General features: G+C 68.6%; 20 protein-coding genes. 11 read left to right on the forward strand and 9 right to left on the reverse strand.

What is annotated here, in order from left to right:
- The first annotated feature begins 15 nt into the window (after window positions 1-15).
- From ACI7BZ_RS20245 to ACI7BZ_RS20265, 5 genes are all read left to right on the forward strand, one after another.
- Window positions 16-1,107 carry an AI-2E family transporter gene (locus ACI7BZ_RS20245; protein ID WP_414118929.1) on the forward strand — a complete coding sequence of 364 codons (1,092 nt, stop codon included), beginning with the start codon at window positions 16-18 and terminating at the stop codon, window positions 1,105-1,107.
- Window positions 1,108-1,110: 3 nt separating this feature from the next.
- Complete coding sequence (locus ACI7BZ_RS20250; protein ID WP_414118930.1) at window positions 1,111-1,821, forward strand: HdaA/DnaA family protein; 711 nt, start codon at window positions 1,111-1,113, stop codon at window positions 1,819-1,821.
- Between the two features lie 111 nt (window positions 1,822-1,932).
- Window positions 1,933-4,113, forward strand: coding sequence for an RNA degradosome polyphosphate kinase (locus tag ACI7BZ_RS20255; RefSeq protein ID WP_414118931.1), 2,181 nt, complete (start codon window positions 1,933-1,935; stop codon window positions 4,111-4,113).
- A 52-nt stretch (window positions 4,114-4,165) separates the two neighbouring features.
- Window positions 4,166-5,638 carry an exopolyphosphatase gene (ppx, locus tag ACI7BZ_RS20260; RefSeq protein WP_414118932.1) on the forward strand — a complete coding sequence of 491 codons (1,473 nt, stop codon included), beginning with the start codon at window positions 4,166-4,168 and terminating at the stop codon, window positions 5,636-5,638.
- Between the two features lie 87 nt (window positions 5,639-5,725).
- Window positions 5,726-6,040: a hypothetical protein gene (locus tag ACI7BZ_RS20265; protein WP_414118933.1), complete on the forward strand. Its 315-nt coding sequence runs from the start codon at window positions 5,726-5,728 to the stop codon at window positions 6,038-6,040.
- A gap of 48 nt (window positions 6,041-6,088) precedes the next feature.
- On the opposite strand, the gene ACI7BZ_RS20270 is transcribed toward ACI7BZ_RS20265, so the two are convergent.
- Window positions 6,089-6,916 (reverse strand): sulfotransferase family protein, encoded by an 828-nt coding sequence (locus ACI7BZ_RS20270; protein ID WP_414118934.1) that lies wholly within the window; start codon window positions 6,914-6,916, stop codon window positions 6,089-6,091.
- Between the two features lie 309 nt (window positions 6,917-7,225).
- Between ACI7BZ_RS20270 and ACI7BZ_RS20275 the strand changes: the two genes are divergently transcribed.
- The gene (locus tag ACI7BZ_RS20275) at window positions 7,226-7,687 is read left to right on the forward strand and encodes an ion channel (RefSeq protein ID WP_414118935.1); all 462 of its coding nucleotides are present in this window, start codon (window positions 7,226-7,228) and stop codon (window positions 7,685-7,687) included.
- 336 nt (window positions 7,688-8,023) lie between these two features.
- On the opposite strand, the gene guaB is transcribed toward ACI7BZ_RS20275, so the two are convergent.
- Together guaB and ACI7BZ_RS20285 are read right to left on the reverse strand one after the other, a co-directional pair.
- Window positions 8,024-9,553, reverse strand: a complete 1,530-nt coding sequence (gene guaB / locus ACI7BZ_RS20280) for an IMP dehydrogenase (protein WP_414118936.1) — start codon at window positions 9,551-9,553, stop codon at window positions 8,024-8,026.
- A 188-nt stretch (window positions 9,554-9,741) separates the two neighbouring features.
- Complete coding sequence (locus ACI7BZ_RS20285) at window positions 9,742-10,206, reverse strand: L,D-transpeptidase (protein WP_414118937.1); 465 nt, start codon at window positions 10,204-10,206, stop codon at window positions 9,742-9,744.
- Window positions 10,207-10,398: 192 nt separating this feature from the next.
- Between ACI7BZ_RS20285 and ACI7BZ_RS20290 the strand changes: the two genes are divergently transcribed.
- The 4 genes from ACI7BZ_RS20290 to ACI7BZ_RS20305 are packed head-to-tail and all read left to right on the forward strand — an operon-like array spanning window position 10,399 to window position 13,886.
- A complete protein-coding gene (locus tag ACI7BZ_RS20290) occupies window positions 10,399-10,965 on the forward strand; it encodes an NnrU family protein (RefSeq protein WP_414118938.1) in 567 nt (188 codons plus the stop codon).
- Between the two features lie 38 nt (window positions 10,966-11,003).
- A complete protein-coding gene (gene panB, locus ACI7BZ_RS20295; RefSeq protein ID WP_414118939.1) occupies window positions 11,004-11,843 on the forward strand; it encodes a 3-methyl-2-oxobutanoate hydroxymethyltransferase in 840 nt (279 codons plus the stop codon).
- Window positions 11,843-12,676, forward strand: coding sequence for a penicillin-binding transpeptidase domain-containing protein (locus tag ACI7BZ_RS20300; protein ID WP_414118940.1), 834 nt, complete (start codon window positions 11,843-11,845; stop codon window positions 12,674-12,676). Before panB ends, ACI7BZ_RS20300 begins: the two co-directional genes overlap by 1 nt.
- A 43-nt stretch (window positions 12,677-12,719) precedes the next feature.
- The gene (locus ACI7BZ_RS20305; RefSeq protein WP_414119224.1) at window positions 12,720-13,886 is read left to right on the forward strand and encodes a benzoate/H(+) symporter BenE family transporter; all 1,167 of its coding nucleotides are present in this window, start codon (window positions 12,720-12,722) and stop codon (window positions 13,884-13,886) included.
- 120 nt (window positions 13,887-14,006) lie between these two features.
- Here the strand turns inward: ACI7BZ_RS20305 and ACI7BZ_RS20310 are convergent, their stop codons facing one another.
- The 6 genes from ACI7BZ_RS20310 to ACI7BZ_RS20335 form a co-directional block, all read right to left on the reverse strand.
- Window positions 14,007-14,999, reverse strand: coding sequence for a branched-chain amino acid ABC transporter permease (locus ACI7BZ_RS20310; RefSeq protein WP_414118941.1), 993 nt, complete (start codon window positions 14,997-14,999; stop codon window positions 14,007-14,009).
- A 10-nt stretch (window positions 15,000-15,009) separates the two neighbouring features.
- Complete coding sequence (locus tag ACI7BZ_RS20315) at window positions 15,010-15,891, reverse strand: branched-chain amino acid ABC transporter permease (protein ID WP_414118942.1); 882 nt, start codon at window positions 15,889-15,891, stop codon at window positions 15,010-15,012.
- 66 nt (window positions 15,892-15,957) lie between these two features.
- Window positions 15,958-17,169: an ABC transporter substrate-binding protein gene (locus ACI7BZ_RS20320; protein WP_414118943.1), complete on the reverse strand. Its 1,212-nt coding sequence runs from the start codon at window positions 17,167-17,169 to the stop codon at window positions 15,958-15,960.
- Between the two features lie 49 nt (window positions 17,170-17,218).
- Window positions 17,219-17,932, reverse strand: coding sequence for an ABC transporter ATP-binding protein (locus ACI7BZ_RS20325; RefSeq protein ID WP_414118944.1), 714 nt, complete (start codon window positions 17,930-17,932; stop codon window positions 17,219-17,221).
- Between the two features lies 1 nt (window position 17,933).
- On the reverse strand, window positions 17,934-18,704 hold the full coding sequence (locus ACI7BZ_RS20330; RefSeq protein WP_414118945.1) for an ABC transporter ATP-binding protein: 771 nt from the start codon (window positions 18,702-18,704) through the stop codon (window positions 17,934-17,936).
- A 556-nt stretch (window positions 18,705-19,260) separates the two neighbouring features.
- Entirely contained in the window at window positions 19,261-19,842 is a 582-nt protein-coding gene (locus ACI7BZ_RS20335) for a peroxidase-related enzyme (protein ID WP_414119225.1), read from the reverse strand.
- 249 nt (window positions 19,843-20,091) lie between these two features.
- Here ACI7BZ_RS20335 and ACI7BZ_RS20340 point away from each other — a divergent pair, with 249 nt between their 5' ends.
- Complete coding sequence (locus ACI7BZ_RS20340; RefSeq protein WP_414118946.1) at window positions 20,092-24,930, forward strand: NAD-glutamate dehydrogenase; 4,839 nt, start codon at window positions 20,092-20,094, stop codon at window positions 24,928-24,930.
- The last annotated feature ends 357 nt before the right edge of the window (window positions 24,931-25,287 follow it).

Below are 25,287 nucleotides of genomic sequence, written 5' to 3' on the forward strand. Positions count from 1 at the left end.
TCGCGGGGAGGTGCGATGCCGGTTCAGGTCCAACTGCGCTTCTGGGTCGGGGCCCTGATCCTCGCCCTTGTCGGCCTGTGGCTGCTCAGCGGCATCCTGCTGCCGTTCGTGGCAGGCATCGTGCTGGCCTATTTCCTCAACCCCGTGGTGATCCGGCTGGAGCACGTGGGCATTGCCCGCACCCTGTCCGCTCTGGTGGTGGTGGGGCTGCTGCTGCTGGTGGTGATGCTGTTCTTCCTGCTGGCGCTGCCCATCCTGTCGTCGCAGCTGTTCGAATTCATCCAGCGCCTGCCATCCTACGTGGCGCGGCTGCAGGGGCTGCTGACGGAAGAGAACCGCGAATGGCTGAGCGGCATCGTCGGCGACCGCCTGCCGGACATGCAGCGCTCCATCTCCGATCTGATGACCCAGGGCGTCACCCATCTCCTCGGCCTTCTGTCTTCGGTGTGGTCCGGCGGGCAGGCGCTCATCTCCCTGTTCGCGCTGCTGGTGGTGACGCCGGTGGTGGTCTTCTACATCCTGTGCGACTGGGACGAGATGGTGGCCTTCGTGGACCGGCTGGTGCCCCTGCCCCACCGCCCGGTGGTGCGCGACCTTGCCAAGTCCATGGACATGGCGGTGGCGGGCTTCGTTCGCGGACAGGCCATGGTGTGCCTGCTGCTGGGCACCTTCTATGCCGTCTCGCTCTCCATGGCGGGGCTCAATTTCGGCCTGCTCATCGGCATCGTGTCGGGCGTCATCACCTTCATTCCCTATGTGGGCTCGCTCACCGGCTTCGTGCTCGCCATGGGCGTGGCCATCGTCCAGTTCTTCCCGGACTGGGGGATGATCGGCACCGTGTTCGCCATTTTCATCGTCGGCCAGGCGGTGGAGGGCTATGTCCTGTCGCCCAAGCTGGTGGGCGACAGCATCGGCGTGCATCCGGTCTGGCTCATGTTCGCTTTGTTCTCCTTCGGCTACCTGTTCGGCTTCGTGGGCCTGCTGCTGGCGGTGCCGCTGACCGCCGTGGCCGGGGTACTGGTGCGCTTTGCCATCCAAAGATACCTCCATTCTCCCCTCTACATGGGGCCGGAGACCGACGCCTTGCCGCCGCCGGGCGCCCCCTGAGCCATGGCCGACCGCGACCCGCGCCCCCGCCAGCTTCCCCTCGACCTGCCGGGCCGGCCGGCACTGCGGCGCGAGGATTTTCTCGCCGCGCCCGGCAACAGCGCCGCCCTCGCCCTCATCGACGCCTTCCCGAACTGGCCGGCGCGGGTGGTGTGCCTGGTGGGCCCCGAGGGCGCGGGCAAGAGCCACCTTGCCGCCATCTTCGCCGAGCACGCCGGGGCGCAGACCGTGGCGGCCCGCGACCTGGTGCGCGAGAAGGTGCCGGATGCCCTTTCCACCGGCGCGCTGGTGCTGGAGGACATGGAGGCCGGCGCCTTCTGCGAGGCCGCCCTGTTCCACCTGCTCAACCTCGCCCGCGAGCAGCACGCCTATCTGCTGATGACCGCGCGGACGCCCCCCTCCGGCTTCGCCCTGGCCACCGCCGACCTCTCCTCCCGCCTGCGGGCGGTGCCGGTGTTCGAGATCGCGCCCGCCGACGATGCGCTGCTGGCGGCGGTGCTGGTGAAGCTGTTTGCGGACCGGCAGCTGGCGGTGGACGAACCGACGGTGCAGTATCTGCTGCTGCGGATGCAGCGCTCGGTGGCCGGCGCCCAGCGTGTGGTGGAGGCCCTCGACGCGGCGGCGCTCGCGGCGCGCCGGCCGGTGACGCGGGCCTTCGCCGCACAGGTGCTGCGCGAGCGACCGGCGCTCGGCACCGCCGACGAGGATGATTGATGCCCTCTGAACCACAGGGGCCGGAGCGACCACCCGGCCGCACATGCCGTCATAGAGCGGTCATCTAAGGCGGCCATGGTCCGGCCAAACTGCGGGGGACCGAGCATGGGAATGAACGAGGCTGCAGCTGTCGCCGAGATGAGCATACCGGCGGAAACCGCGGAAATCCTTGAGCTGGCGCAATCTCCCCAGCGCTTCATCAATCGCGAGATTTCCTGGCTGCACTTCAACCGGCGTGTGCTGGAGGAGGCGGCGAATCGCAACCACCCGCTGCTGGAGCAGTTGCGCTTCCTCTCGATCTCCGCCAACAACCTGGACGAATTCTTCATGGTCCGCGTGGCGGGCCTGAAGGAGCAGGTGCGCGAGGGCGTGCAGACCCGCAGCCCGGACGGCCTCACCCCTTCCGAGCAGCTCTCGACCATCCTCACCAGCGCCGCCCAGCTCATCTCCGACCAGCAGGGCCGCTGGCTTGAGCTGCGCAGCGACCTCGCGGCTGCCGGCATCGTGCTGGTGGACGGCGCGGAAGCCTCGGCCGGGGATCTGGCGCAGCTTGAGCGCCACTTTCTCAACTATGTGTTCCCGGTGCTGACGCCGCTGGCCATCGACCCGGCGCACCCCTTCCCCTTCATCCCCAATCTCGGCTTCTCCCTCGCCCTGCAGCTGGTGCGCCAGTCGGACGGGCGGGGCATGAATGCGCTGATCCGCATTCCGGCGAAGGTGGAGCGCTTCATCCGCCTGCCGGACACGGGCTCCGGCGCCATGCGCTTCATCACCCTGGAGCAGATGATCGGCCTGTTCATCTCCCGCCTGTTCCCCGGCTATGCCGTGAAGGGGCAGGGCGTGTTCCGGGTGATCCGCGACAGCGACCTCGAAATCGAGGAAGAGGCGGAAGATCTCGTCCGCCTGTTCGAGACCGCCCTCAAGCAGCGCCGCTATGGCGAGGTGATCCGCATGGAAGCGGACGCCGCCATGCCGGAGGAACTGCGCTCCTTCGTCGCCCGCGAACTCGACGTGAACGGCGACGAGATCTTCGTCGTGGGCGGCGTGCTGGCGCTCAACGAATTCTCGCAGCTGGTTTCCGTGGACCGGCCGGACCTGAAGTTTCAGGCCTACAATGCCCGATTTCCCGAACGCATCCGGGACCACGGCGGAGACTGCTTTCTGGCAATTCGCGAGAAGGACATTCTGGTTCACCACCCTTATGAATCCTTTGACGTGGTGGTTCAGTTCCTTCGCCAGGCCGCACGAGACCCCAACGTCGTCGCCATCAAGCAGACCCTCTACCGAACCTCCTCCGACAGCCCCATCGTGAAGGCGCTGGCCGAGGCGGCGGAGGCCGGCAAGTCGGTGACCGCGCTGGTGGAGCTGAAGGCCCGCTTCGACGAAGAAGCCAACATCCGCTGGGCCCGCGACCTGGAACGCGCCGGCGTGCAGGTGGTGTTCGGCTTCATCGAGCTGAAGACCCACGGCAAGCTCTCCATGGCGGTGCGCCGCGAGGGGGCGCAGTTGGCCACCTATGTCCATGTGGGCACGGGTAACTACCATCCCATTACCGCCCGCATCTATACCGACCTCAGCTTCTTCACCGCTGACCCGGTGATCGCCCAGGACGTTGCGCGCATCTTCAACTTCATCACCGGCTATGCGACCCCCGGCGAGCTCGACGCCATGGCGGTGTCGCCCACCACGCTGAAGCCGCGCCTGCTGCAGCACATCGCGGACGAGATCGAGCACGCCCAGGCCGGGCGCCCGGCGGCCATCTGGCTGAAGTGCAACTCGCTGGTGGACCCGGAGATCATCGACGCGCTGTATGTGGCGAGCAGCGCCGGCGTGCAGGTGGATTGCGTGATCCGCGGCATCTGCTGCCTGCGGCCCGGCATTCCCGGCCTCAGCGAGAACATCCGGGTGAAGTCCATCGTCGGGCGCTTCCTGGAGCATTCGCGCATCTACTGCTTCGGCGCCGGCCACGGCCTGCCGAGCCCGCAGGCGGTGGTCTACATCTCGTCGGCCGACCTCATGCAGCGCAATCTCGACCGTCGCGTCGAGACCCTGTGCCCCATCACCAACCCTACGGTTCACGAGCAGGTGCTCGACCAGATCATGGTCGCCAACCTGATCGACAACCAGCAGAGCTGGCTGGTATTGCCCAACGGGGCGTCCGAACGCATAGTCCCCGCCCCGGGCGAGGAGCCGTTCAACGCCCATCAATATTTCATGACCAACCCGAGCTTGTCTGGACGTGGAAAGTCTCTCAAAGATTCTTCGCCTCGGAGCCTCTTCGTCCGGCGCTGAAGGCGGTGAAAATCCGCATCGGGCGCCGGGACGCATCGTCTCCGGCGCTCCTGTGGCCGTCATCGACATCGGCTCCAACTCGGTTCGTCTTGTCGTCTATGAGGGCCTCGGCCGCGCGCTGACCCCCATCTTCAACGAGAAGGCCCTGTGCGGACTTGGTCGCGAGGTCCTGTCCACCGGCCGCCTGCCGGAGGATGCGGTGGAGCGCGCCTTCGCCGCGCTGAAGCGCTTCCGCGCGCTCTGCGACGCCATGCAGGTGGGCGAGGTGCACGCCCTGGCCACCGCCGCCGCGCGCGACGCGGAGAACGGACCGGCCTTCATTGCCGCGTGCGAGGCCATCTGCGGCACCACCATCGAGCTGCTCACCGGGCGGCGCGAGGCGGAGCTGGCGGCCTATGGGGTGGTGGCGGGCATCCACGCGCCGGACGGCATCGTCGGCGACCTGGGCGGCGGTTCCCTCGAACTCGTGGACGTGAAGGGGCGCGAGATCGGCGCGGGGGTCACCCTGCCCCTCGGCGGCCTCGCCCTGCAGGACCGCTCCGCGCGCTCCACCCGCAAGGCCGAGAAGATCGTCAAGGACACCATCCCGGAAGCCGGCCTGCTGGACAGCCTCGCCGGCCGCACCTTCTACGCCGTGGGCGGCACCTGGCGGGCGCTGGCGCGCCTGCACATGTTCCAGAAGGGCTACCCGCTGCATGTGATGCACGGATATGTGATTCCGGCCCGCGAGGCGCTGGACTTCACCCGCATCGTCCACCGCGCGGACACCGAGGCCCTGGCCCATATCGACGTCGTCTCCGACGCCCGCCGGCCGCTGCTCGCCTATGGCGCGCTGGTGCTGGAAAACATCGTGCGGCAGGGCAAGCCGGCGGAGGTGGTCATTTCCGCCCTCGGCGTGCGCGAGGGTCTGCTCTATTCGCAGCTTCCCGCCGAAACCCGCGCGGAGGACCCGCTGCTGGTGGCGGCGCAGGAACTCAACGTGCTGCGCTCGCGCTCGCCGCGCCACGGCGAGGATCTGGTGGCCTGGACCGACACCTTCTTCGCCTCCTCCCCGGTGCTGGAGGAAGCCGACGACGAAACCCGCCTGCGTCGGGCCGCATGCCTGCTGGCGGACATCGGCTGGCGCGCGCACCCGGATTATCGCGGCGAGCAGAGCCTCAACATCATCGCCCACGCCGCGTTCGTCGGGCTCGATCATCCCGGCCGGGCCTATATCGCGCTCGCAGTCTATTTCCGGCACATGGGTCTGGGCGCCGATGAATCGGAAACGCGGATCCTGGAGCTGGTGACCACCGGCATGCTCGACCGCGCCCGCATTCTCGGCGCCGCCATGCGGGTGGCCTATGTGCTCTCGGCGGCCATGCCCGGCATTCTGCCGCGCACCCCCATGAAGGCCCGGGGCGACCAGCTGGTGCTGACCATGCCGCGGGACCTGACCGCCCTGGTCAACGAACGGGTGCAGAGCCGCCTGCGGCAGCTCGCCCGCCTCATCGGCCGCGAGCCGGTGATGGAGCAGTGCGACTGAAGCCGCCCGCCCCGTGAGCACCCGGCGCGGCACCCGCGCCGGGCGGCGGTCGCAAGTCCGCCCGAATTTGCCGGCAGTGTCTGCCCCATGAAACAGCTCGTGAACCTCTTCGGCGGCCTGGCGGGTCTTGTGGTGGCGGGCCTCGTGGGGCTCGCCCTCTTCACCCTCGTGGGCGGCCTCATCCTTGTGGCCGGCATCGTCGTCACCGCCCTCCTCGTGGGCGGCGGCGTCTATGCGCTCGTCACCGGCAGGACGCCGGGCTTCGGGGCGCGCCGGGAGGCCTTCTCGGTCCGCGTGTTCGACCTGCGCACCGGCCGGCCGACCGGGGGCGCGCCCTATGGCACGCCGGACGAGGGCGGCATGATCGACGTGACCCCGCCGAAGGCACAGCGCCGGGACTGACCCGCCGCCCCATGGCGCCGGGCCGGGAAAGTCCCGGCCACGGCACGGTCAGCCGGTGGCGGCTTTCCTCGCGAGGGTGATGGAGCCGTCCGCCGGCGGCATCTTCTCCGTGCCGCGACGGTGTTTCAGCCTCGTCCAGACGGAGATATCGAGCCCGGTCAGGTGCTCGAACCGGGCCATGTCGTCGGCATAGATGTCCGCCAGCAGGTCCGCATCGGCTGCAGCGAGCGGCGCGCGGAACGTCCCCTCGAACACCCGCTCCTGCGCAATCCTGTGGTCCGGCAGGCCCAGGAAGTCGAACACGCGGCGCAGCGTGCTGTCGTGGTCGCTGGAAAGGTCTTCCTGCCGCAGCATAAGCACCTGCTCGCGGGGGAAGAGCGAAAGCAGCCGCGCCGACTGTGCGCCGTAGAAGCCGCGCTCCACATAGGAAAAGCGCCGGATGGCCTGGTCGTCGGGTGCCACCCCGGCCATGCGGTTGCGGCCGGAGCGGATGGCGGTGGAGAAGTCGAGGGTCTCGTACCCCCGCTCCCGGGTCATCCGCCAGTGAGCATGGGCCCGCATCACCGGGTCGCGGAAAATGACGATGATGCGCATGCGGGGATTGTAGGCCGCAAGCCGCTCCAGCGCCTGCGGCCACCAGATGTAGGAGGGCGTCGCCTCCCCGCGCAGTCCGCCCCAGCGCCAGGGAAACTTGCGGTGATACTCGCCGTAGGCCGGCGCATTCCAGCACCGCCGGTCATCGTCGAAGAAGTGCAGTTCCTTCAGATCGGGAACCGTGACCTTCGGATGCTTGGCAAGGAAGTGAAAGAGTGCCGTCGTCCCGGCCTTCTGCACGCCGACGACGACAAACTGCACACGCGGACCACGTGCGAACATGGAAGGGCGGCTCCAGGGCATGGAAACCGGGCCCGCGCGCATGGCGCCGACCCGCTCCCGTCATGTGCCGCCCCCGGACACGACGTTAATCAACGGTACCGCGCTGAGGAAGGCGTATTTTGTTACCGAACGTAAATGACACCTTCCAGACGCTTCGCACATGTAACGCCGACAGACGTCGCGCGCGGATACGGATTCTGTTACCGCCCCCTCCCGCGCCGGCGGGATCACGCGGGCGCGGTGATATGATCAGCGATATCCACGGGGAGGCGGCGCAAATAGCCGTGGTGAGGGGAGCGAACGCGGGACATGGATGGAGGACTTGGCTCCGGCGCTTTTTTTGCGCTGATGGTACTCTGCGCCGCGCTGGCGATGCTCACCGTGATCAGCCATGCGGTTGCGCTGGCCATCGTCCGCCGGCGGCTCATCTGGCGCATTCGGGGCCAGGTCTATGCCAACCACGTGTTCCGGGAGGCGGTGATCCTCAGTTCCACGGTGCTGAGCCTCAGCCTCGCCCATCTGTTTGAAATCTGCATCTGGGCCGCGGCCTATGTCGCCCTCGGCGCCATCTCGGACCCGCACGACGCGCTTTATTATTCCATCTCCACCTACACCACGCTGGGGGCGGACGATGTGTCCATCGCCCGGACCTTCCGCGCCGTCGCCGCGTTCGAATCCCTCATCGGCCCCATGATGGTGGCGTGGTCCACGGCGTTTCTGGTGGAATTTACCGTGCGCATGCGCGGGGCGCAGAAGAGCGGCGACGGCTGAATCCGGCACGCGGGGGTTCGGCGGGGCGCGGCGGGCGATGAGGTTGCGCAGGGCCCTGCCCCGGTCACCGGCGGCCCACGCCGGGGCCGCGGCGGGGCCACGGCCGGCGGGATTCGCCGGCTCCTTTTTCGCACCGCCAACGCGCACTGATCAGCAGGCCATGCAGGCAGATTTTCAGCCCCAGCCGAACCGCCTCGGCACTTCATCCGGGGCCGGGCCGACCTAGAGCACGCGCCGATCAGCTTGCATCGCAAGCTGATCGGAGAACGCGTTCTCTATCCTTAAGTGAGAGGGCGATTCACCGCTCAAATTGAGTCCATTTGATCGGATCGCGCTCTAAACCGAGGTCGGGTAGTTCGGGCTCTCGCGGGTGATGGTCACGTCATGCACGTGGCTTTCACGCAGGCCGGCGGAGGAGATGCGCACGAACTGCGCCTTCTCGCGGAATTCCTTCAGGTCCTTGCCGCCCACATACCCCATGGCGGCGCGCAGGCCGCCGGCGAGCTGGTGCAACACGGCCCCCACCGGTCCCTTGTAGGCCACCTGCCCCTCGATGCCCTCGGGCACCAGCTTCAGCGTGTCGCGCACCTCGGCCTGGAAATAGCGGTCCGCCGAGCCCCGGGCCATGGCGCCCACCGAGCCCATGCCGCGATAGGCCTTGTAGGAGCGGCCCTGATAGAGGAACACCTCGCCCGGGCTCTCGTCCGTGCCGGCGAGCAGCGAGCCCACCATGGCGGCGGAGGCGCCCGCCGCCAGCGCCTTGGCGAGATCGCCGGAATATTTGATGCCGCCGTCGGCGATCACCGGCGTGCCGGTGGCAAGGGCGGCTTCCACCGCATCCATCACCGCCGTGAGCTGGGGCACGCCGACACCGGCGACAATGCGGGTGGTGCAGATGGAGCCCGGGCCGATGCCCACCTTCACCGCATCCGCCCCGGCATCGATGAGGGCCCTGGCCCCCTCCGCGGTGGCGATGTTGCCGGCGAGGATCTGGGTCCTGTTGGACAGGCGCTTGATGCGTTCCACCTGGTCCAGCACCTTGCGGGAATGGCCGTGGGCGGTATCCACCACCACCAGGTCCACGCCGGCATCAATGAGGCGCTCGGTGCGCTCGAAGCCGTCCGCGCCCACCGTGGTGGCGGCGGCGACGCGCAGGCGGCCCTGCTCGTCCTTGGCGGCGTTGGGATAGGCCACCGCCTTTTCGATGTCCTTCACGGTGATGAGGCCCACGCAGCGCTCGTTCGCATCCACCACCAGCAGCTTTTCGATGCGGTACTGGTGGAGCAGGCGCTTGGCCTCATCCTGGCTCACCTGGCCCTCGCGGACGGTGATCAGGCGCTCCCGCGTCATCAGCTCGGCCACCCGCTGGCCGGGATCGGTGGCAAAGCGCACGTCGCGGTTGGTGAGGATGCCCACCAGCCGCCCCGGCAGCCCGCCGGTGCCCCGCTCCACCACCGGAATGCCGGAGATGCTGAAGCGCTTCATCAGGGTCAGCGCATCGGCCAGGGTCTCGTCCGGGTGGATGGTGACGGGGTTCACCACCATGCCGGATTCGAACTTCTTCACCTGCCGCACATGCTCCGCCTGCATTTCCGGCGAAAGGTTGCGGTGGATGACGCCGATGCCGCCGGCCTGGGCCATGGCGATGGCGAGGCGCGATTCGGTCACCGTGTCCATGGCGGCGGAGATGATGGGCAGGTTGAGGGTGATGGAGCGCGTGAGCTGGGTGGCGACATCCACCTCGCCGGGCATCACCTCCGAGGCACCGGGCTTCAGCAGCACGTCGTCGAACGTCAGCGCCTCGCGGAATGCCGGGCGGCCATTGGCTGCAGCATCGACGGGCGGGTTCGAAATCGGGGCGGTCATGGCCAACTCCTGGTGGCGGGCCGAAGGTCGGGCCGCTGGATCGGGGTGGGAGCGGGCTGCGTCTTCACACCCCGCTACGAGTTGGCAGTGGCCGATACCATGAGTGCACGACGAATAGAAGACCCGTTGCGAACCGTTCGCCGCATGGGAGCCCTGCGCCGCGGCGACAGGGGCGGTGGCGCGGCCGCTCAACGGGTGATCAGGATCACCGTATTGCCCCGCCCATAGGTCTGCACCAGGGAATAGAGAGTGGCCGCATTGCCGGGATGCAGGCGGATGCAGCCATGGGAGGCGGGCGAGCCGAGCTGGTTCACCGCATAGCTGCCGTGGATTGCATATCCACCGCTGTAGAAGATGGAATAGGGCATGGGCGAATTGTAGTACTTGCGTGAGAAATACGACCTGTACAATCTTTGCGGGCGATAAGCCCCCGTGGGCGTGACATAGCCGCGGCGCGCGGTGGAAACCGGCCAGGAATATTGGGGAATTCCGTTCACCGTCACCGTCATGCGCTGGGAAGAGAGGTCCACCCGCGCCACCACCGCCGCCGCCTGCGCCCCGGCCAGGGCGCCGGAGAGGAGCACAAGGGCCGCCCCGGCCGCCATCGCCCGCCAGATCCGCGCTGCCAACGCTCCCGCCCAGCCTGCACCCATCGCCCGGCCCCCTTGTTTCCCCAGCGAAATGATACTGCCATGCCACAGGTGCCGCGCAAGGCCGCCCGGCCCGGCGGCGGCGGCGCGCTGATGACAAGCGGGGGCGGTCCGCTCTACTGTCCGGCGCCCGATTCAAGCGCTGGACCGGCTTTGAATGCGTCCGGCACGTGTCCGGGGCGCGGAGATCAATCCATGGTGATGATGCTGCTCGGCCTTTTCGTGTTCCTCGGCATCCATGTGGTGGGAAGCCTCGGCGGCCTGCGCTCCGCCCTCATCGCGCGGCTGGGGGAAGGCCCCTACAAGGGCTTCTTCTCGCTGCTGGCGGTCAGCGGCCTGCTGCTCACCGCCTATGGCTTCGCCCTGTGGCGCGCCGCCGGGCCGCTCCAGCTGTGGAACCCGCCGGTGGGCATGCGGCACCTGACCCTGCTGCTGATGGTGTTCGCCTGCATCGCCGTCGTCGCCGCTTATGTGCCCAGCCACATCCGCGCCGTGCTGAAGCACCCCCTTCTGGTGGGCGTGAAGACCTGGGCCCTGGCGCACCTTCTCGCCAATGGCGACATGGCCTCCATGGTGCTGTTCGGCGCGGTGCTGGCCTGGGCCGTCTTCATCCGCATCGCCCTCAAGCGGCGGGGCGACCCGCTGCCGGTGGCGCCGAGGAATTATGCGGGCGATGTCCTCGCCGTGGGCGGGGGGCTGGTGCTCTATGCCGCGCTCGCCTACCTATTCCATCCATATGTGGTCGGCGTGCCCGTCGCCTGACGCCGCGTGCCGCCTGCCGGAAATACATGAGGAACGCCATGTCCATTCAGGCCGATGCCCGCCGCATCTCGGCACCGGAGATCCAGGCGCGCAAGGGCGGCGAGCCCATTGTCTCGCTCACCTCCTACCACGCCCATACGGCGCGGCTGCTGGACCGCCATGTGGACGTGATCCTGGTGGGGGACAGCCTCGGCATGGTCATGCACGGGCTGGAAACCACCGTGCCCGTGACGGTCGAGATGATGATCGTGCACGGCCGCGCCGTGGTGCGCGGCACCAAACGCGCGCTCATCGTGGTGGACCTGCCCTTCGGCAGCTACGAGGCGAGCCCCACCGAGGCCTTCCACACCGCCGCCCGCGTGCTGAAGGAAACCGGCGCCGGCGCGGTGAAGCTGGAAGGCGGCCGCCGCATGGCCGAGACCGTGCGCTTCCTGGTGGATCGCGGGGTGCCGGTGATGGGCCATGTGGGCCTCACCCCCCAGGCCATCAACACCCTGGGCTCGTTCAAGGCCCGCGGCCGCGACGATGCCGAGGCCTCCATCATCCTCGACGACGCCCGCGCCATCGCCGAGGCCGGCGCCTTCTCCATCGTGCTGGAGGCCATTGCCGAGCCGCTGGCCCGCCGCATCACCCAGGAGGTGGCCCCGCCCACCATCGGCATCGGCGGCTCGCCCGCCTGCGATGGCCAGATCCTGGTGCTGGAGGACATGCTGGGCCTCGGCGACCGGGTGCCCAAGTTCGTGAAGAAATACGCCAATCTCGGGCCGGACATCGAGAAGGCCGTGGCCAGCTATGCCGAGGAGGTGCGGGCGCGCACCTTCCCCGGTGCGGAGCATGTCTATGCCCCGCGGGTGGTGAAGCCGGCGAAAGCCTCCTGATGGCGGCGCTCCCCGGACGGACCGTCCGTGCGCTCGCCGGCACCGCCCTTGCGCTCCTTGCCCTGGCGTCGGCGGTGCCGGCGCAGGCGGCGGAAGACTGCTTCATCGTCACCGACCTGGAGAGCGGACGGGTCCTGGCCAAGCAGGGCCTGTGCGCGGCCCGCCACCCGCCCAACTCCACCTTCAAGGTGGCCCTGGCCCTCATGGGCTTCGATGCCGGCCTGCTGAAGAGCGACGACCGGCCGGTCCTCACCCCGCCGCCGGGGCCGGAGCCGCAGCGCGAGGAGGCCCGCGGGCCGCAAACCCCGCGCTCATGGATGGTCAATTCCGTGGTCTGGTACTCGCAGGCCCTGGTGCGCGAGCTGGGGGAGGAGCGCCTGCGCGCCTATCTCAAGGGCTTTGCCTACGGCAACGAGAATATGGGCGGCGTGAAGGGGCAGGAGGCGCCCGGCGCCAACTTCTGGCTCTCCTCCTCCCTGCGCCTCTCGCCCCGCGAGCAGGTGGATTTCCTGCGCCGGATGCTGAAGGGCGAATTGCCCGTGTCGCCGGAGGCGGTGGCGGGCACCATGCGGCTCATGGCCCTGCCGGAGCAGCCGGCGGGCTGGCAAGCCTTCGGCAAGACCGGCTCGGGCTTCCAGCGCCTGGAAGACGGCAGTATCGACCCGACGCGGCCGTTCGGCTGGTTCGTGGGCTTCGCGCAGAAGCAGGGGCATACGGCCGTGTTCGTGCGGTACACCGCCTTGGACATCGCCTCCCCCGAGCCCCTGGGGCTGGTGGCGCGGCGGCAGGCGCTGAACGCTTTGGCCCCGGTTCTGGCCGCCCAGAAGCCATGAGGGGCGCAGCGGGCCGCGCCCCGGCGCCGACCGGCAAGCGAGCCTGAGGCGCGCCATGCGCGTCTCGCTCCTGGTCAGCGCCTTCGTCGCCGCTTTGGTCGGGTTCGGCGGCACCCTCGCACTTGTTCTGGCGGCGGCCGCCGCCGTGGGGGCGAGCCCGGCGCAGGCCTCGTCCTGGGTCTGCGCCCTGTGCCTGGCGGTGGCCGGCACCAGCGCCCTTCTTTCCATCCGCCACCGCATGCCGGTCATCACCGCATGGTCCACACCGGGCGCGGCCCTGGTCGCCGGCTTCGGCGGCGGCATCGGCATGGAGGCGGCCACCGGCGCCTTCCTCTTCGCCGGCCTGCTCATGGTGCTGTGCGCCGCGGTGAAGCCCCTGGGCACGCTGGTGACGCGGATTCCCGTGGCGGTAGCGGCGGCCATGCTGGCCGGCGTGCTGGTGCGCTTCGTGACGGCGCTGGCCGAGCAGGCGGTGGCGAACCCGGCTCTGGTGCTGCCGGTGATCGCCTTGTTCTTCATGACGCGGCGGCTGGCGCCCACCTTCGCGGTGCCGGTGGCCCTGGTTGCCGGCGTGGCCGGTGTGCTGCTGACGGGCGGCGCCGCGCCGCCGGCGGACGCCCTCGCCTTCTCCAGCCTGGTATGGACCACGCCGCGTTTTGACCCCGCGGTTCTGCTGGGCCTGGGCCTGCCCCTGTTCCTCGTCACCATGGCCTCGCAGAACCTGCCGGGATTCGCGGTTCTGCGCGCCGCCGGCTATGTGCCGTCGGTGCGCTCCATTCTGGCGGTGACGGGCCTTGCCTCCCTGCTGACGGCGCCGTTCGGCGCCCATGCCACCAACCTTGCCGCCATCACCGCCGCTTTGTGCACCGGGCCGGAGGCGCATCCCGACCCGCGCCGGCGCTGGCAGACGGGGCCGGCCTATGCCGGCTTCTACGGGCTGCTGGCAGCGGCGGGGGCCTCGCTGGTGGCGGTGTTTGCCGCCCTGCCCTCGGCCCTGGTGGCCACCATTGCGGGGCTGGCGCTGCTCTCGCCCCTCACCGGCGCACTGACCGCGGCGCTGGCGGAGGAACGGCACCGGGTGGCGGCGGTGGCCACCTTCGCCACCACCGCATCGGGCATCTCGGCGCTGGGGCTGGGCGCGCCGGTCTGGGGGCTGGGCGCCGGACTGCTGATCCTCGCCATGGATACCCTGCGGCGGGCGCGGACATGAAAATCCCGCGGGCGATGGGATCACCCGCGGGATCGGATGCTTCAGCCGGGGCTGCCGCCAAAGGAGCGGTCCCCGAAAGGAGCTGCCCCGCAGCGAAATCGCCAGGGACAGCGCAGGGGCTCAGCCCGCCTTGCGGGCCTTCATCTGCTGCGCGATGGCGATGATCTCGCCCACGAAGCCGCGGCGGAACAGGGACACGGCGAGGACGAAGATGACGCCCTGGATCACCAGCACCCATTCGCCGAGGCCGGCGAGATAGTTCTGCATGGTCACGATCACCGCCGCGCCGACGATGGGCCCGAGGATGGTGCCCATGCCGCCCACCAGTGTCATGAGGATGACCTCGCCGGACATCTGCCATGCCACGTCGGTGAGGGAGGCCAGCTGGAACACCAGCACCTTGGTGGAACCGGCAAGGCCCGAGAGCGCGGCCGAGAGCACGAAGGCGAGCAGCTTGTACTGGTTTGCCCGGTAGCCCAGCGAGATGGCGCGCGGCTCATTCTCGCGGATGGCCTTGAGCACCTGCCCGAACGGCGAATGGATGGTGCGGTAGATCACCAGGAAGCCGAACAGGAAGATGGCCAGCACCACATAATAAAGGTTGATGTCCTTGGTGATGTCGATCACCCCGAACAGCGCCCGGCGCGGCACCGCCTGCAGGCCGTCCTCGCCGCCGGTGAAGGGGGCCTGGAGGCAGAAGAAAAAGAACATCTGCGCCAGAGCCAGCGTCACCATGGCGAAATAGATGCCCTGGCGGCGGATGGCCAGAAGCCCGGTGAGCAGGCCCAGGAAGGCGGCGAACGCGACGCCGGCCAGGATGCCCAGCTCCGGCGAGAGGCCCATCACCTTGATGGTGTGGGCGCAGATATAGGCCGAGCCGCCGAAGAACATGGCATGGCCGAACGACAGAAGCCCGGTGAAGCCCAGCAACAGGTTGAAGGCGCACGCGAACAGCGCGAAGCACATCACCTTCATGAGGAACACGGGATAGACGCCGAACGGGGCCACCAGCATGACACCCACGGCAAGGATGCCGAAGATGACGGTGAGGCTGGAGGCGCCGGAGGCGGTGGCCGCGGGCACGCCGGCGGAGGGGGAGGAGGTGGAGCTCATCGGATCGGCCTCACTTCGCAGTGCCGAACAGGCCGGCGGGCTTCACCATGAGCACGATGGCCATGATGACGAAGATCACGGTGGACGATGCCTCCGGATAGAACACCTTGGTGAGCCCCTCCACCACGCCGAGGCCGAAGCCGGTGACGATGGCGCCCATGATGGAGCCCATGCCGCCGATCACCACCACCGCGAACACCACGATGATGAGGTTGGAGCCCATGGTGGGGCTCACCTGGTAGGCGGGCGCGGCGAGCACGCCGGCCAGCGCGGCCAGGCCCACGCCGAAGCCGTAGGTGAGCGTGATCATGCGCGGCACGTCGATGCCGAAGGCCTGCACCAGGTCCGGCCGCTCGGTGGCGGCGCGCAGGTAGGAGCCGAGCTTGGTGCGCTCGATGACGTACCAGGTGGCGAAGCACACCACCACGGATGCTACAACCACGAAGGCGCGGTAGTTGGGCAGGAACATGAAGTTGAGGTTCGTGCCGCCCGGCAGGGGATTGTTGTAGGGCAGGCCCGAGGAGCCGTACTGCCGCCGGAACAGGCCTTCGAGGATGAGGGCGAGGCCGAAGGTGAGCAGCAGGCCGTACAGATGATCGAGGTGGTAGAGCCGTTTCAGCAGCGTCCTCTCGATCACCATGCCGATGATGGCGACGATGATGGGCGACAGCACCAGTGCGCCCCAGAACGGGATGCCGGCATAGTTCAGCAGCATCCACGCCCCGAACGCGCCCATCATGTATTGCGCGCCGTGGGTGAAATTGATGACGTTCAAAAGGCCGAAGATCACCGCGAGCCCGAGGCTCAGCATGGCGTAGAAGGCGCCGTTGATCAGGCCGAGAAGTAGCTGCCCGAACAGGGCCTGCGGGGGAATGCCGAGGAGCTCGAACATCGAAGATCCGTCTCGTCACGAGGAAGCGGACCGACCCTGAAGGCCGGCCCGCTTGGGGGTCTCAGATCAGCCCTTCTTCACCAGGGGGCAGTCGCCCTCGCCGATGGGACGGAAGGCCTCGTTGGCGGGAATGGTCGCCTTCAGGGTGTAGTAGTCGTAGGGGCCCTTGGACTCCGACGGCTTCTTCACCTCGAACAGGAACATGGGGTGGATGTGGCGGCCGTCGGCCCGCACCTCGCCCTTGCCGAACAGCGGGTCGTCGGTGGGGATTTCCTTCATCTTGGCCACCACGGCCGCGCCGTCCTTGGCCGACTTCAGGGCTTCCACCGCCTTGAGATAGTGGGTGACGCCGGAATAGACGCCGGCCTGCACCATGGTGGGGCGCTTGCCGCCGTTGGCCGCCGCGAAGGCGTCGGCGAACTTGCGGTTGGCGTCGGTCATGTCCCAGTACCAGGCCGAGGTCAGGTTCAGGCCCTGAGAGACCTTGAGGCCGAGGGAGTGGATGTCGGTGAGGAAGATGAGGAGGCCGGCGAGCTTCTGGCCGCCCTCGACGATGCCGTATTCCGACGCCTGCTTGATGGAGTTGATGGTGTCGCCGCCGGCATTGGCGAGGCCGATGATCTTGGCCTTGGAGCTCTGCGCCTGCAGCAGGAAGGACGAGAAGTCCGCATTGTTCAGCGGCACGCGCACCTTGCCCAGCACCTTGCCGCCGTTGGCCAGCACCACCGCTTCGGTGTCACGCTCCAGCGCATGGCCGAAGGCATAGTCGGCGGTGAGGAAGAACCAGGTGTTGCCGCCGGTCTTCACGATGGCCTTGCCGGTGCCGTTGGCGAGCGCCCAGGTGTCGTAGGTCCAGTGCACCGTGTTGGGGGTGCAGGCCTTGCCGGTGAGGTCGGACGAGGCGGCGCCGGAATTGATGAAGACCTTGTTCTTTTCCTTGGTGACGCCGTTCACCGCGAGGGCGACGCCCGAGTTGGGCGTATCGACGATCACGTCCACGCCGTCCACGTCGTACCACTGGCGGGCCACCGAGGTGCCCACGTCCGCCTTGTTCTGGTGGTCGGCGAAGATCACCTCCACCTTCATGCCCTTGGCGGCGGCGCCGAAGTCCTCGACCGCCTTCTTGGCGGCCCAGACGGAGCCCTGCCCGCCGAGGTCGGCATAAAGGCTCGACTGGTCGTTGAGCACGCCGATCTTCACCGGGATCGGGCTCTGGGCGAAGGCGGCACCAGCGCTGATAAGGCTGCTGGCCGCCAGGAAAATGGCTGCGAGACGCATGTTTCTCCTCCCACCGGCTCTGCCGGTCTTCTCTATCAGGAACCCGGCTTCAGACGCCGAGGAACGCTTCGAGACGCGCCGCGTTTTCCGCGATCTTGTCGTTGGGCACCATGTCCACCACCCGTCCGTGCTCGACCACATAGTGGCGGTCGGCGACGGTTGAGGCGAAGTGGAAGTTCTGCTCCACGAGCAGAACCGTGAAGCCCTTCTTCTTGAGCGTGCGGATGATCTCGCCGATATGCTGCACGATCACCGGCGCAAGGCCCTCGGTGGGCTCGTCCAGCAGCAGGAGCTTGGCGCCGGTGCGCAGGATGCGGGCGATGGCCAGCATCTGCTGCTCGCCGCCGGAAAGCTTGGTGCCCTGGCTGTTGCGGCGCTCTTCCAGCCGCGGGAACAGCTCGTGCACCTCGTCCACGCTGAGGCCGCCGGGCAGCACCACGGGCGGCAGCAGCAGGTTCTCGCGCACCGAGAGCGAGGCGAAGATGCCGCGCTCCTCCGGGCAGATGGCGATGCCCAGCCGGGCGATCTTGTTGGGCGCCAATCCAACCGTTTCAGTGCCCTGGTAGCGGATGGAGCCGGCGCGCTTGCGCAAAAGGCCCATGATGGCGCGCATGGTGGTGGTCTTGCCCGCGCCGTTGCGGCCGAGCAGGGTCACCACCTCGCCGGGATGGACGTCGAAGCTCATGCCGTGCAGCACATGGCTTTCGCCATAATGGCCGTGCAGGTCCTTCACTTCGAGCAGCGGAGTGCCGTTCACGCCCATCTCAGTGCGCTCCCCCGGTGCCCATATAGGCCTCGATGACCTGCGGGTTCTTCGACACTTCCGCGTAGGGCCCCTCGGTGAGGATCTCGCCGCGCGCAAGCACGGTGATCATGTCCGAAAGGTCGGCCACAACCGAAAGGTTGTGCTCCACCATGAGGATGGTGCGGCCGGCCGAGACCCGCTTGATGAGGTCCGCCGTGCGGGCGATGTCCTCGCGCCCCATGCCGGAGGTGGGCTCGTCCAGAAGCAGCATCTCCGGCTCCAGCGCCAGGGTGGTGGCGATCTCCAGCGCGCGCTTGCGGCCGTAGGGCAGCTCCACCGCGAGATTGCCCGCATACTGGGTCAGGTCCACGTCGGCGATGAGCTGCATGGCGCGGTCGTTGAGCGCGTCGAGGCTTTTTTCCGACTTCCAGAAATGGAACGAATTGCCCATGGGCCGCTGCAGCGCGATGCGCACGTTCTCCAGCACGGTGAGGTGCGCGAACGTAGCCGAGATCTGGAACGAGCGGACCATGCCCAGGCGGGCCACGTCCGCCGGCGGCGTGCGCGTGATCTCCCGTCCGTTCAGGCGGATGGTTCCGCGCGTCGGCTCCAGGAACTTCGTGATCAGATTGAAGCACGTGGTCTTGCCCGCGCCATTCGGCCCGATGAGGGCGTGAATGGTGTGTCGCCGGATTCGCAGGTCAACGTTCTTGACCGCCGCAAATCCTTTGAATTCCTTGGTAAGACCCGTTGCTTCAACGATGTAGGGCACGTCTGAGACAGTGTCCATGATCGTAAGGCGCCCTCGCTGTTCGGTCCACGGGCGCGCACCGCGCTCCCCGGGCCCTGATCCTCCGGAACGGCACCTTGAGCGGTGCACTTGGACTTTCGGCGCAAGCTAGCACGCAGCGCCGTGGGAGCGTCAATAGACTGCCTCACAGACCAATGTCTATCTCGATCTTAAGGTAATTCTGTGGGGTGCGGTTTGCGTCCGTCAGTCCGCCGGACGGGCGATCAGGCGCAGCCGGCGGGGCGAGGCGGCGCTCGGTTGCAGGGATGCATTCCCTTAGGGAATCTGCGATCTCAAGCTCTTGCGGACGCCCGGGCATGCATGCCGGCCGGCAAAGCCGACCGGAACCAGCGCGCAACCGCCCACCGGCACGTTGGTCCGGGCCGATGCCGAGATGGTGATCTGCCACCCCCGCCCAGGCGCCGTCACATGCAGCGCGAAGGCCCCGGCATCGGCGTGGTCCGGCGCGGCAGCCTGTCTGCCATGGTCGGACCCCGCCTTTATCTATGTGCTGATGAATATACCTGGCGACGGCGGCCGGCCATGGCGCCGGGCATCACTCCGGCAGGGTGCGGGTCTGGGCGTGGTAGGCCTCGTTGGGGCGCATGTCGGTGGCCGCGGCGATTCGGTTCGACATGTTGAAGAAGGCCGTCACCGCCGCCACGTCCCAGATGTCCCGCTCGGAAAGGCCGACGCGGCGCAGGATGTCCCGGTCCGCCTCCTCCACCTCCTGCGGCCGCTCGGTGAGCTTCACCGCAAAGTCCAGCATGGCGCGACGGCGCGGATCGAGCCGGGCGGCACGGTAGTTCATCACCATCTGCTCGCCCAGAACAGGATCGCCGGAGAGCTGGCGCACCGCCGCCCCGTGCGCCGTGAGGCAGTAATAGCAGCGATTCACGCTCGAAACGACCACCGCGATCATCTCCCGCTCCAGCTTGGAAAGGCCGGAGGGCGCGAGCATCAGGTCGTTGTACATGGCCGAGAAGGCCGAGAGCTTGGCGAGATCGAAGGCATAGGCCTGCAGCACATTGGGGACGAAGCCGATCTTCTCCAGGCATTTGTCGAAATAGGCCTGGGTCGGCGCATCGAGATCTGTGGGCGAAAGGCCGAGGGCGATAGCCGGCAGGTCGTCCCGCACGCGCTCCGGCGAGGTTGCGGCCGCGCCGCGGGATTTCGACGGCGTGGCGCCAGCCTCTTTATCAGGCACGCCGGTTTTTTTTGCTGTCCTGCTTTTGCCCTTTTCCGCGCCCACGCCTGCCTTAACTTTCCCAGCCATAGCGTCGCCTCGTCATTTTCGCGTCGTTGCTCTCGATCAGGACTTGTCCCAGCGTCGCCGGTGCAAAGAGCGAACCGCCGGATGAGCCGCGGACCACTGTGAGGAATGGCCATGAACGTCATGGGATTTCAAGCCGGCGATGGTGTCGTCGGGCCATCGCCCGACCTGGCGGAACTCGTCGCGCATCTGACGATGCTCGCGCCCGGGCTGCCCGCAGGCTTCGCCGCGACCTTCGTGTCCGCCGTAGCGCCGGAAGACCTCGCGCCGCTCACGCCCGCCTGCCTCGCCCTGCTGCTCACCCAGGCCTGGGCCCATGTGGCCGCGCGGCCCGCCGGCCAGCCCAGCGTGCGGGTGTTCACCCCAGACCTCGACCATGCGGCCGTCACCGTCATCGAGGCGGTGAACGACGACATGGCCTTCCTGTTCGATTCGGTGGCGGGCGAGCTTGCCGACCGCGGGCTGGAGCTGCGGCTCGCCGCCCATCCCATCCTGCATGTGGAGCGCGACGCCGCCGGCGCCGTCACCGGGCTGGAAGAGCCCACGCGCAAGGGCGAGCGCTCCGAGGACAATCGCGAGAGCCTCATCCACATCCACGTCTCGGCCATCGACGCGGCGGAGCAGGCCCAACTGCGCGCCTGCCTCGAACAGACCCTTGCCGACGTGCGCGCGGCGAACGAGGACTTCCTCGCCATGCGCAAGCAGGTGAAGAGCCTCAGCAAAGGCTACCGGCGCGAGAAGCGCCCCTATGACGACGACGCCACCGAGGAAGCCGCCGACGTGCTGGAGTGGCTCACCGAGGACAATTTCATCTTCCTCGGTCTCCGGCAGTATGAGCTGACCGGCGACGGCGGCCTCGCGCCGGAGGCCAACAGCGGCCTCGGCATCCTGCGCGATCCCTGCGTGCACGAGCTGCGCCTGGGCGACAAGCCGGTGGTGACCACGCCGGAGATCAAGGCCTTCCTTGACGCACCCACGCCGCTCCTGTTCACCAAGGCGAGCCTGCGCTCCCGCGTTCACCGCCGCGACGTGATGGACTATGTGGGCATCAAGACCCACGACGAGCGGGGCCGGCTCACCGGCGAGGTTCGCCTCATCGGCCTGTTCGGCTCCACCGCCTATACCCATTCGGTGCGCGAGATCCCCTATCTGCGGCTGAAGGCGGCCTCGGTCATCAAGGGCGCGGGGCTGGAGCCGGAGAGCCATTCGGCGCGGGCACTGGAGACGGTGCTGGAAACCTATCCGCGCGACGACCTGTTCCAGATCGACGCCGGCACGCTGCTGGCCCACGCCCGCGAGATCCTGTCGCTCTACGACCGCCCGCGCGTGAAGGTGCTGGCCCGGGCGGACCGCTTCGACCGCTTCGTCTCGGTGCTCGCCTTCCTGCCGCGCGAGCGGTTCGACGCACAGGTGCGCGACCAGATCGGCGCCATCCTCGCGCGCACCTATGGCGGCGAATTGGCGACCTTCAGCCAGGCCTTCGTGGCCGGCCTGCCGCTCACCCGCGTGCAATACATGATCGACCGCAGCGAAGGCCGCATCCCGCAGGTGGACCGGCCGACGCTGGAGCAGGAAGTGGCCGCCGCCATCCTCACCTGGAGCGACCGGCTGAGCGCCGCCATCTGCGCCGCGCCCGGCCTGTCGCCGGAGGCGGCGGCGCTGCTGCGGCGGCGCTATGCCGGCGCCTTCGGCCGCAGCTATGTCGCCGCCTTCGACGTGGCCACCGCGCTGGCCGACATGGACCGGCTGGAGCGGCTGTCGCCCGAGCGCCCGGTGGCCCTCGACTTCTACCGCCGCCCGGAGGACGACGAGCGCCGCATCTCCCTGCGCCTGCTCTCCTTCGGCGCCCCGCTGCCGCTCTCCAGCCGCGTGCCCATGCTGGAGAACATGGGCCTGAAGGCGATCAACGAGCGCACCTACCGCATCGAGCCCGCCGGCGCGGATGCCGAGCGCAGCTGGCTGCATGACATGACGCTGGAGCGCGTGAGCGGCGGCGTCATCTCCGTGGAAGGCTCCTCCGGCCGGCTGGAGGACTGCCTGAACGCGGTGCTGCGCGGCACCGCGGAGAACGACGGCTACAACGGGCTGGTGCTGGACGCCGGCCTCAACTGGCGCGAAGCAGCGCTGGTGCGCACCCTGGGCCGCTACCTGCGGCAGGCGGGCATTCCCTTCAGCCAGGACTATATCTGGCAGACGCTGAACGCCCACCCGCAGCTCGCCGCGCACATCGCGGCCCTGTTCCACGCCCGCTTCGATCCCGCCCTCGACCCCGCACCCGAAGCCCGCGCCACCCGCGAGGCGCCGCTGCGCGCCGCCATCGACGAGGATCTGTCGGCGGTGTCGAGCCTCGACGAGGACCGCATCCTGCGCCGCTTCGTCAACCTCGTGGACGCGGCCATCCGCACCACCTTCTACCAGCGCGACGGCGAGGGGCGGCCGCGGGAGGCCATCGCCATCAAGTTCGAGAGCGCCAAGGTGGAGGGCCTGCCCCTGCCCCGGCCGCTGTTCGAGGTGTTCGTCTATGCGCCGCGGGTGGAAGGCGTGCACCTGCGCTTCGGCAAGGTGGCGCGCGGCGGCCTTCGCTGGTCCGACCGCCCGCAGGACTTCCGCACCGAGGTGCTCGGCCTTGTCAAGGCGCAGCAGGTGAAGAATGCGGTGATCGTGCCGGTGGGCGCCAAGGGCGGCTTCGTGCCCAAGCACCTGCCGGCGGGCGGCACCCGCGAGCAGGTGATGGCGGAGGGCACCGCCGCCTATGAGATCTTCGTCTCCTCCCTGCTCGACCTGACCGACAACCTGAAGGGCGGGCAGGTGGTGCACCCCGCCGACACGGTGCGCCTCGACGCCGACGACCCCTATCTCGTGGTGGCGGCGGACAAGGGCACCGCCACCTTCTCCGACACCGCCAACGCCATTTCCGCGCGCCACGGCTTCTGGCTGGACGACGCCTTCGCCTCCGGCGGCTCGGTGGGCTACGACCACAAGGCCATGGGCATCACCGCCCGCGGCGCCTGGGAGGCGGTGAAGCGCCACTTCCGGGAAATGGACCTCGACATCCAGACCACCCCCGTCACTGTGGCGGGCGTGGGCGACATGTCCGGCGACGTGTTCGGCAACGGCATGCTCCTGTCGGGCGCCATCAAGCTGGTGGCCGCCTTCGACCACCGCCACATCTTCCTCGACCCCGCGCCCGACCCGGCCACCTCGTTCGCCGAGCGCCGGCGCCTGTTCGATCTGCCCCGCTCCTCCTGGGCCGATTACGACGCCAGCCTCATCTCGAAGGGCGGCGGCGTGTTCCCGCGCAGCGCCAAGAGCCTCGATCTCTCGGAAGAGGTGCAGGCGCTGCTGCGCTTTCCCAAGGCGCAAGCCACCCCGGCCGAACTCATCACCGCCATCCTGAAGGCGCCGGTGGACCTCCTCTTCTTTGGCGGCATCGGCACCTATGTGCGCGCCTCCACCGAAACCGACGCCCAGGCCGGCGACCGCGCCAATGATGCCGTGCGCATATCCGCCGCCGACCTCAACGCCCGGGTGATCGGCGAGGGGGCCAATCTCGGCATGACCCAGCGCAGCCGCATCGAGGCGGCACGGCGCGGGGTGCGGCTCAACACCGACGCCATCGACAATTCCGCCGGCGTGAACACCTCCGACGTGGAGGTGAACATCAAGATCGCCCTCGCCCAGCCGCTGGAGCGGGGCGACCTTACGCCCGCCGACCGCATCACCCTGCTGCGGGACATGACCGGCGAGGTGGCCCAGCTGGTGCTGCGCAACAATTATGCGCAGACCCTGGCGCTCTCCCTCGCCCAGCAGAAGGGGGCGGACGACCTCGCCTTCCAGCAGCGGCTGATGCAGATGCTGGAGATGCGCGGCGAGCTGGACCGCGCCGTGGAATTCCTGCCCTCGGACCCGGAGATCGCCGACCGGCGCTCCCGCGGCGAGCACCTGACGCGGCCGGAGCTGGCGGTGTTGCTGGCCTATGCCAAGCTCGCCCTCAACGCCGACCTCATCGCCTCCAACGTGCCGGACGACGCCTATCTCTCCGGCGAGCTGGTGACCTACTTCCCGCAGGAGATCCGCGAGCGGTTCCCCCACGCCATCGAGACCCACCGCCTGAGCCGGGAGATCATCGCCACCGGCCTTGCCAACGCCATCGTCAACCAGGGCGGGCCCTCCTGCCTCGCCCGCATCGCCGACCAGACCGGCGCCGATGCCGCCACCATCGCCCGCGCCTTCGCGGCGGTGCGCGACAGCTACCACCTGCCGGAGCTGACCTGCGCCATCGACGCCCTGGACAACCGTGTGGACGGCGCGGTCCAGCTCTCCCTCTACGGTGCGGTTCAGGACCTGGTGGTGGGGCGCACCATCTGGTTCCTCGGCAATGTGTCCTTCGCCGACGGCATCGCCGGGGTGGTGGAGCGCTATCGCTCCGGCATCGCCGCGGTGGCGGCGGCGCTGGAAGAGAGCCTGCCCGAGGCGTGGCGCGCCCCCCGCGAGGTCCGCATCGCCGAGTTGATGGCCCAGCGGGTGCCGGAGGATCTCGCCCGGCGCCTCGCCTTCATGCCGGCCATGGCGGCGGCCTCCGACATTGCCCTCCTGGCCGAAACCACGGGCAAGGCCATTCCTTCCGCCGCCAGCACCTTCTTCGCCGCCGGGCGCTATTTCGGCATCGATGGGCTGCTGACGCAGGCCCGCACCATCGTCGCGCCGGACTATTACGACCGGCTCGCGCTGGACCGCTCCCTCGCGCAGCTGGAGACCTTCCTGCGCCGCATCACCGAACAGATGCTGCAGGAAGATGCGGCGGGCGAGGCGGCGGTGGAGGCGTTCGTGGCCGCCCGGCGCGACGAGGTGGAGCGCATGCGCCGCACCGTGCGGGACATCGCCGCCTCCGGCCTCAGCCTCTCCAAGCTGACGCTGGCGGCAAGCCTGCTGGGCGATCTCGTGCAGCGCTAGGGGTTCGACCGCGACAGATGGAGCCCATCTGTCGCGACCAGGTCGAACCACAACGCCTTGATCCACCAGAGCACGCGTGGACGGAACAGGCCGTTGCCGGTGGTCATGCGCCGGCACCGACCGCACCGGCACCCAGCGCCGGCACCTGCGGGGGCCGACTTCAGGGCCGCGCGGGCGTCACGCGGGCGCCCGTTCCGCAGGCGGGGTGGCGACCTGCGGCGCAGCATTGCTTTCCTCCGGCCACGGCGACTGGAGCGGGGCGCGGATGACCCGGAGGGCACCGCCCCTGATCCGCACGGTGATATCCTCGCCCTCGCGCAAGAGGCCCTCCCGCGGCGCCTTGCCCTGTGGCGGGGT

This window comes from Xanthobacter sp. AM11 (assembly GCF_047444035.1).
In the GTDB taxonomy this organism is placed as follows: Bacteria; Pseudomonadota; Alphaproteobacteria; order Rhizobiales; family Xanthobacteraceae; genus Xanthobacter.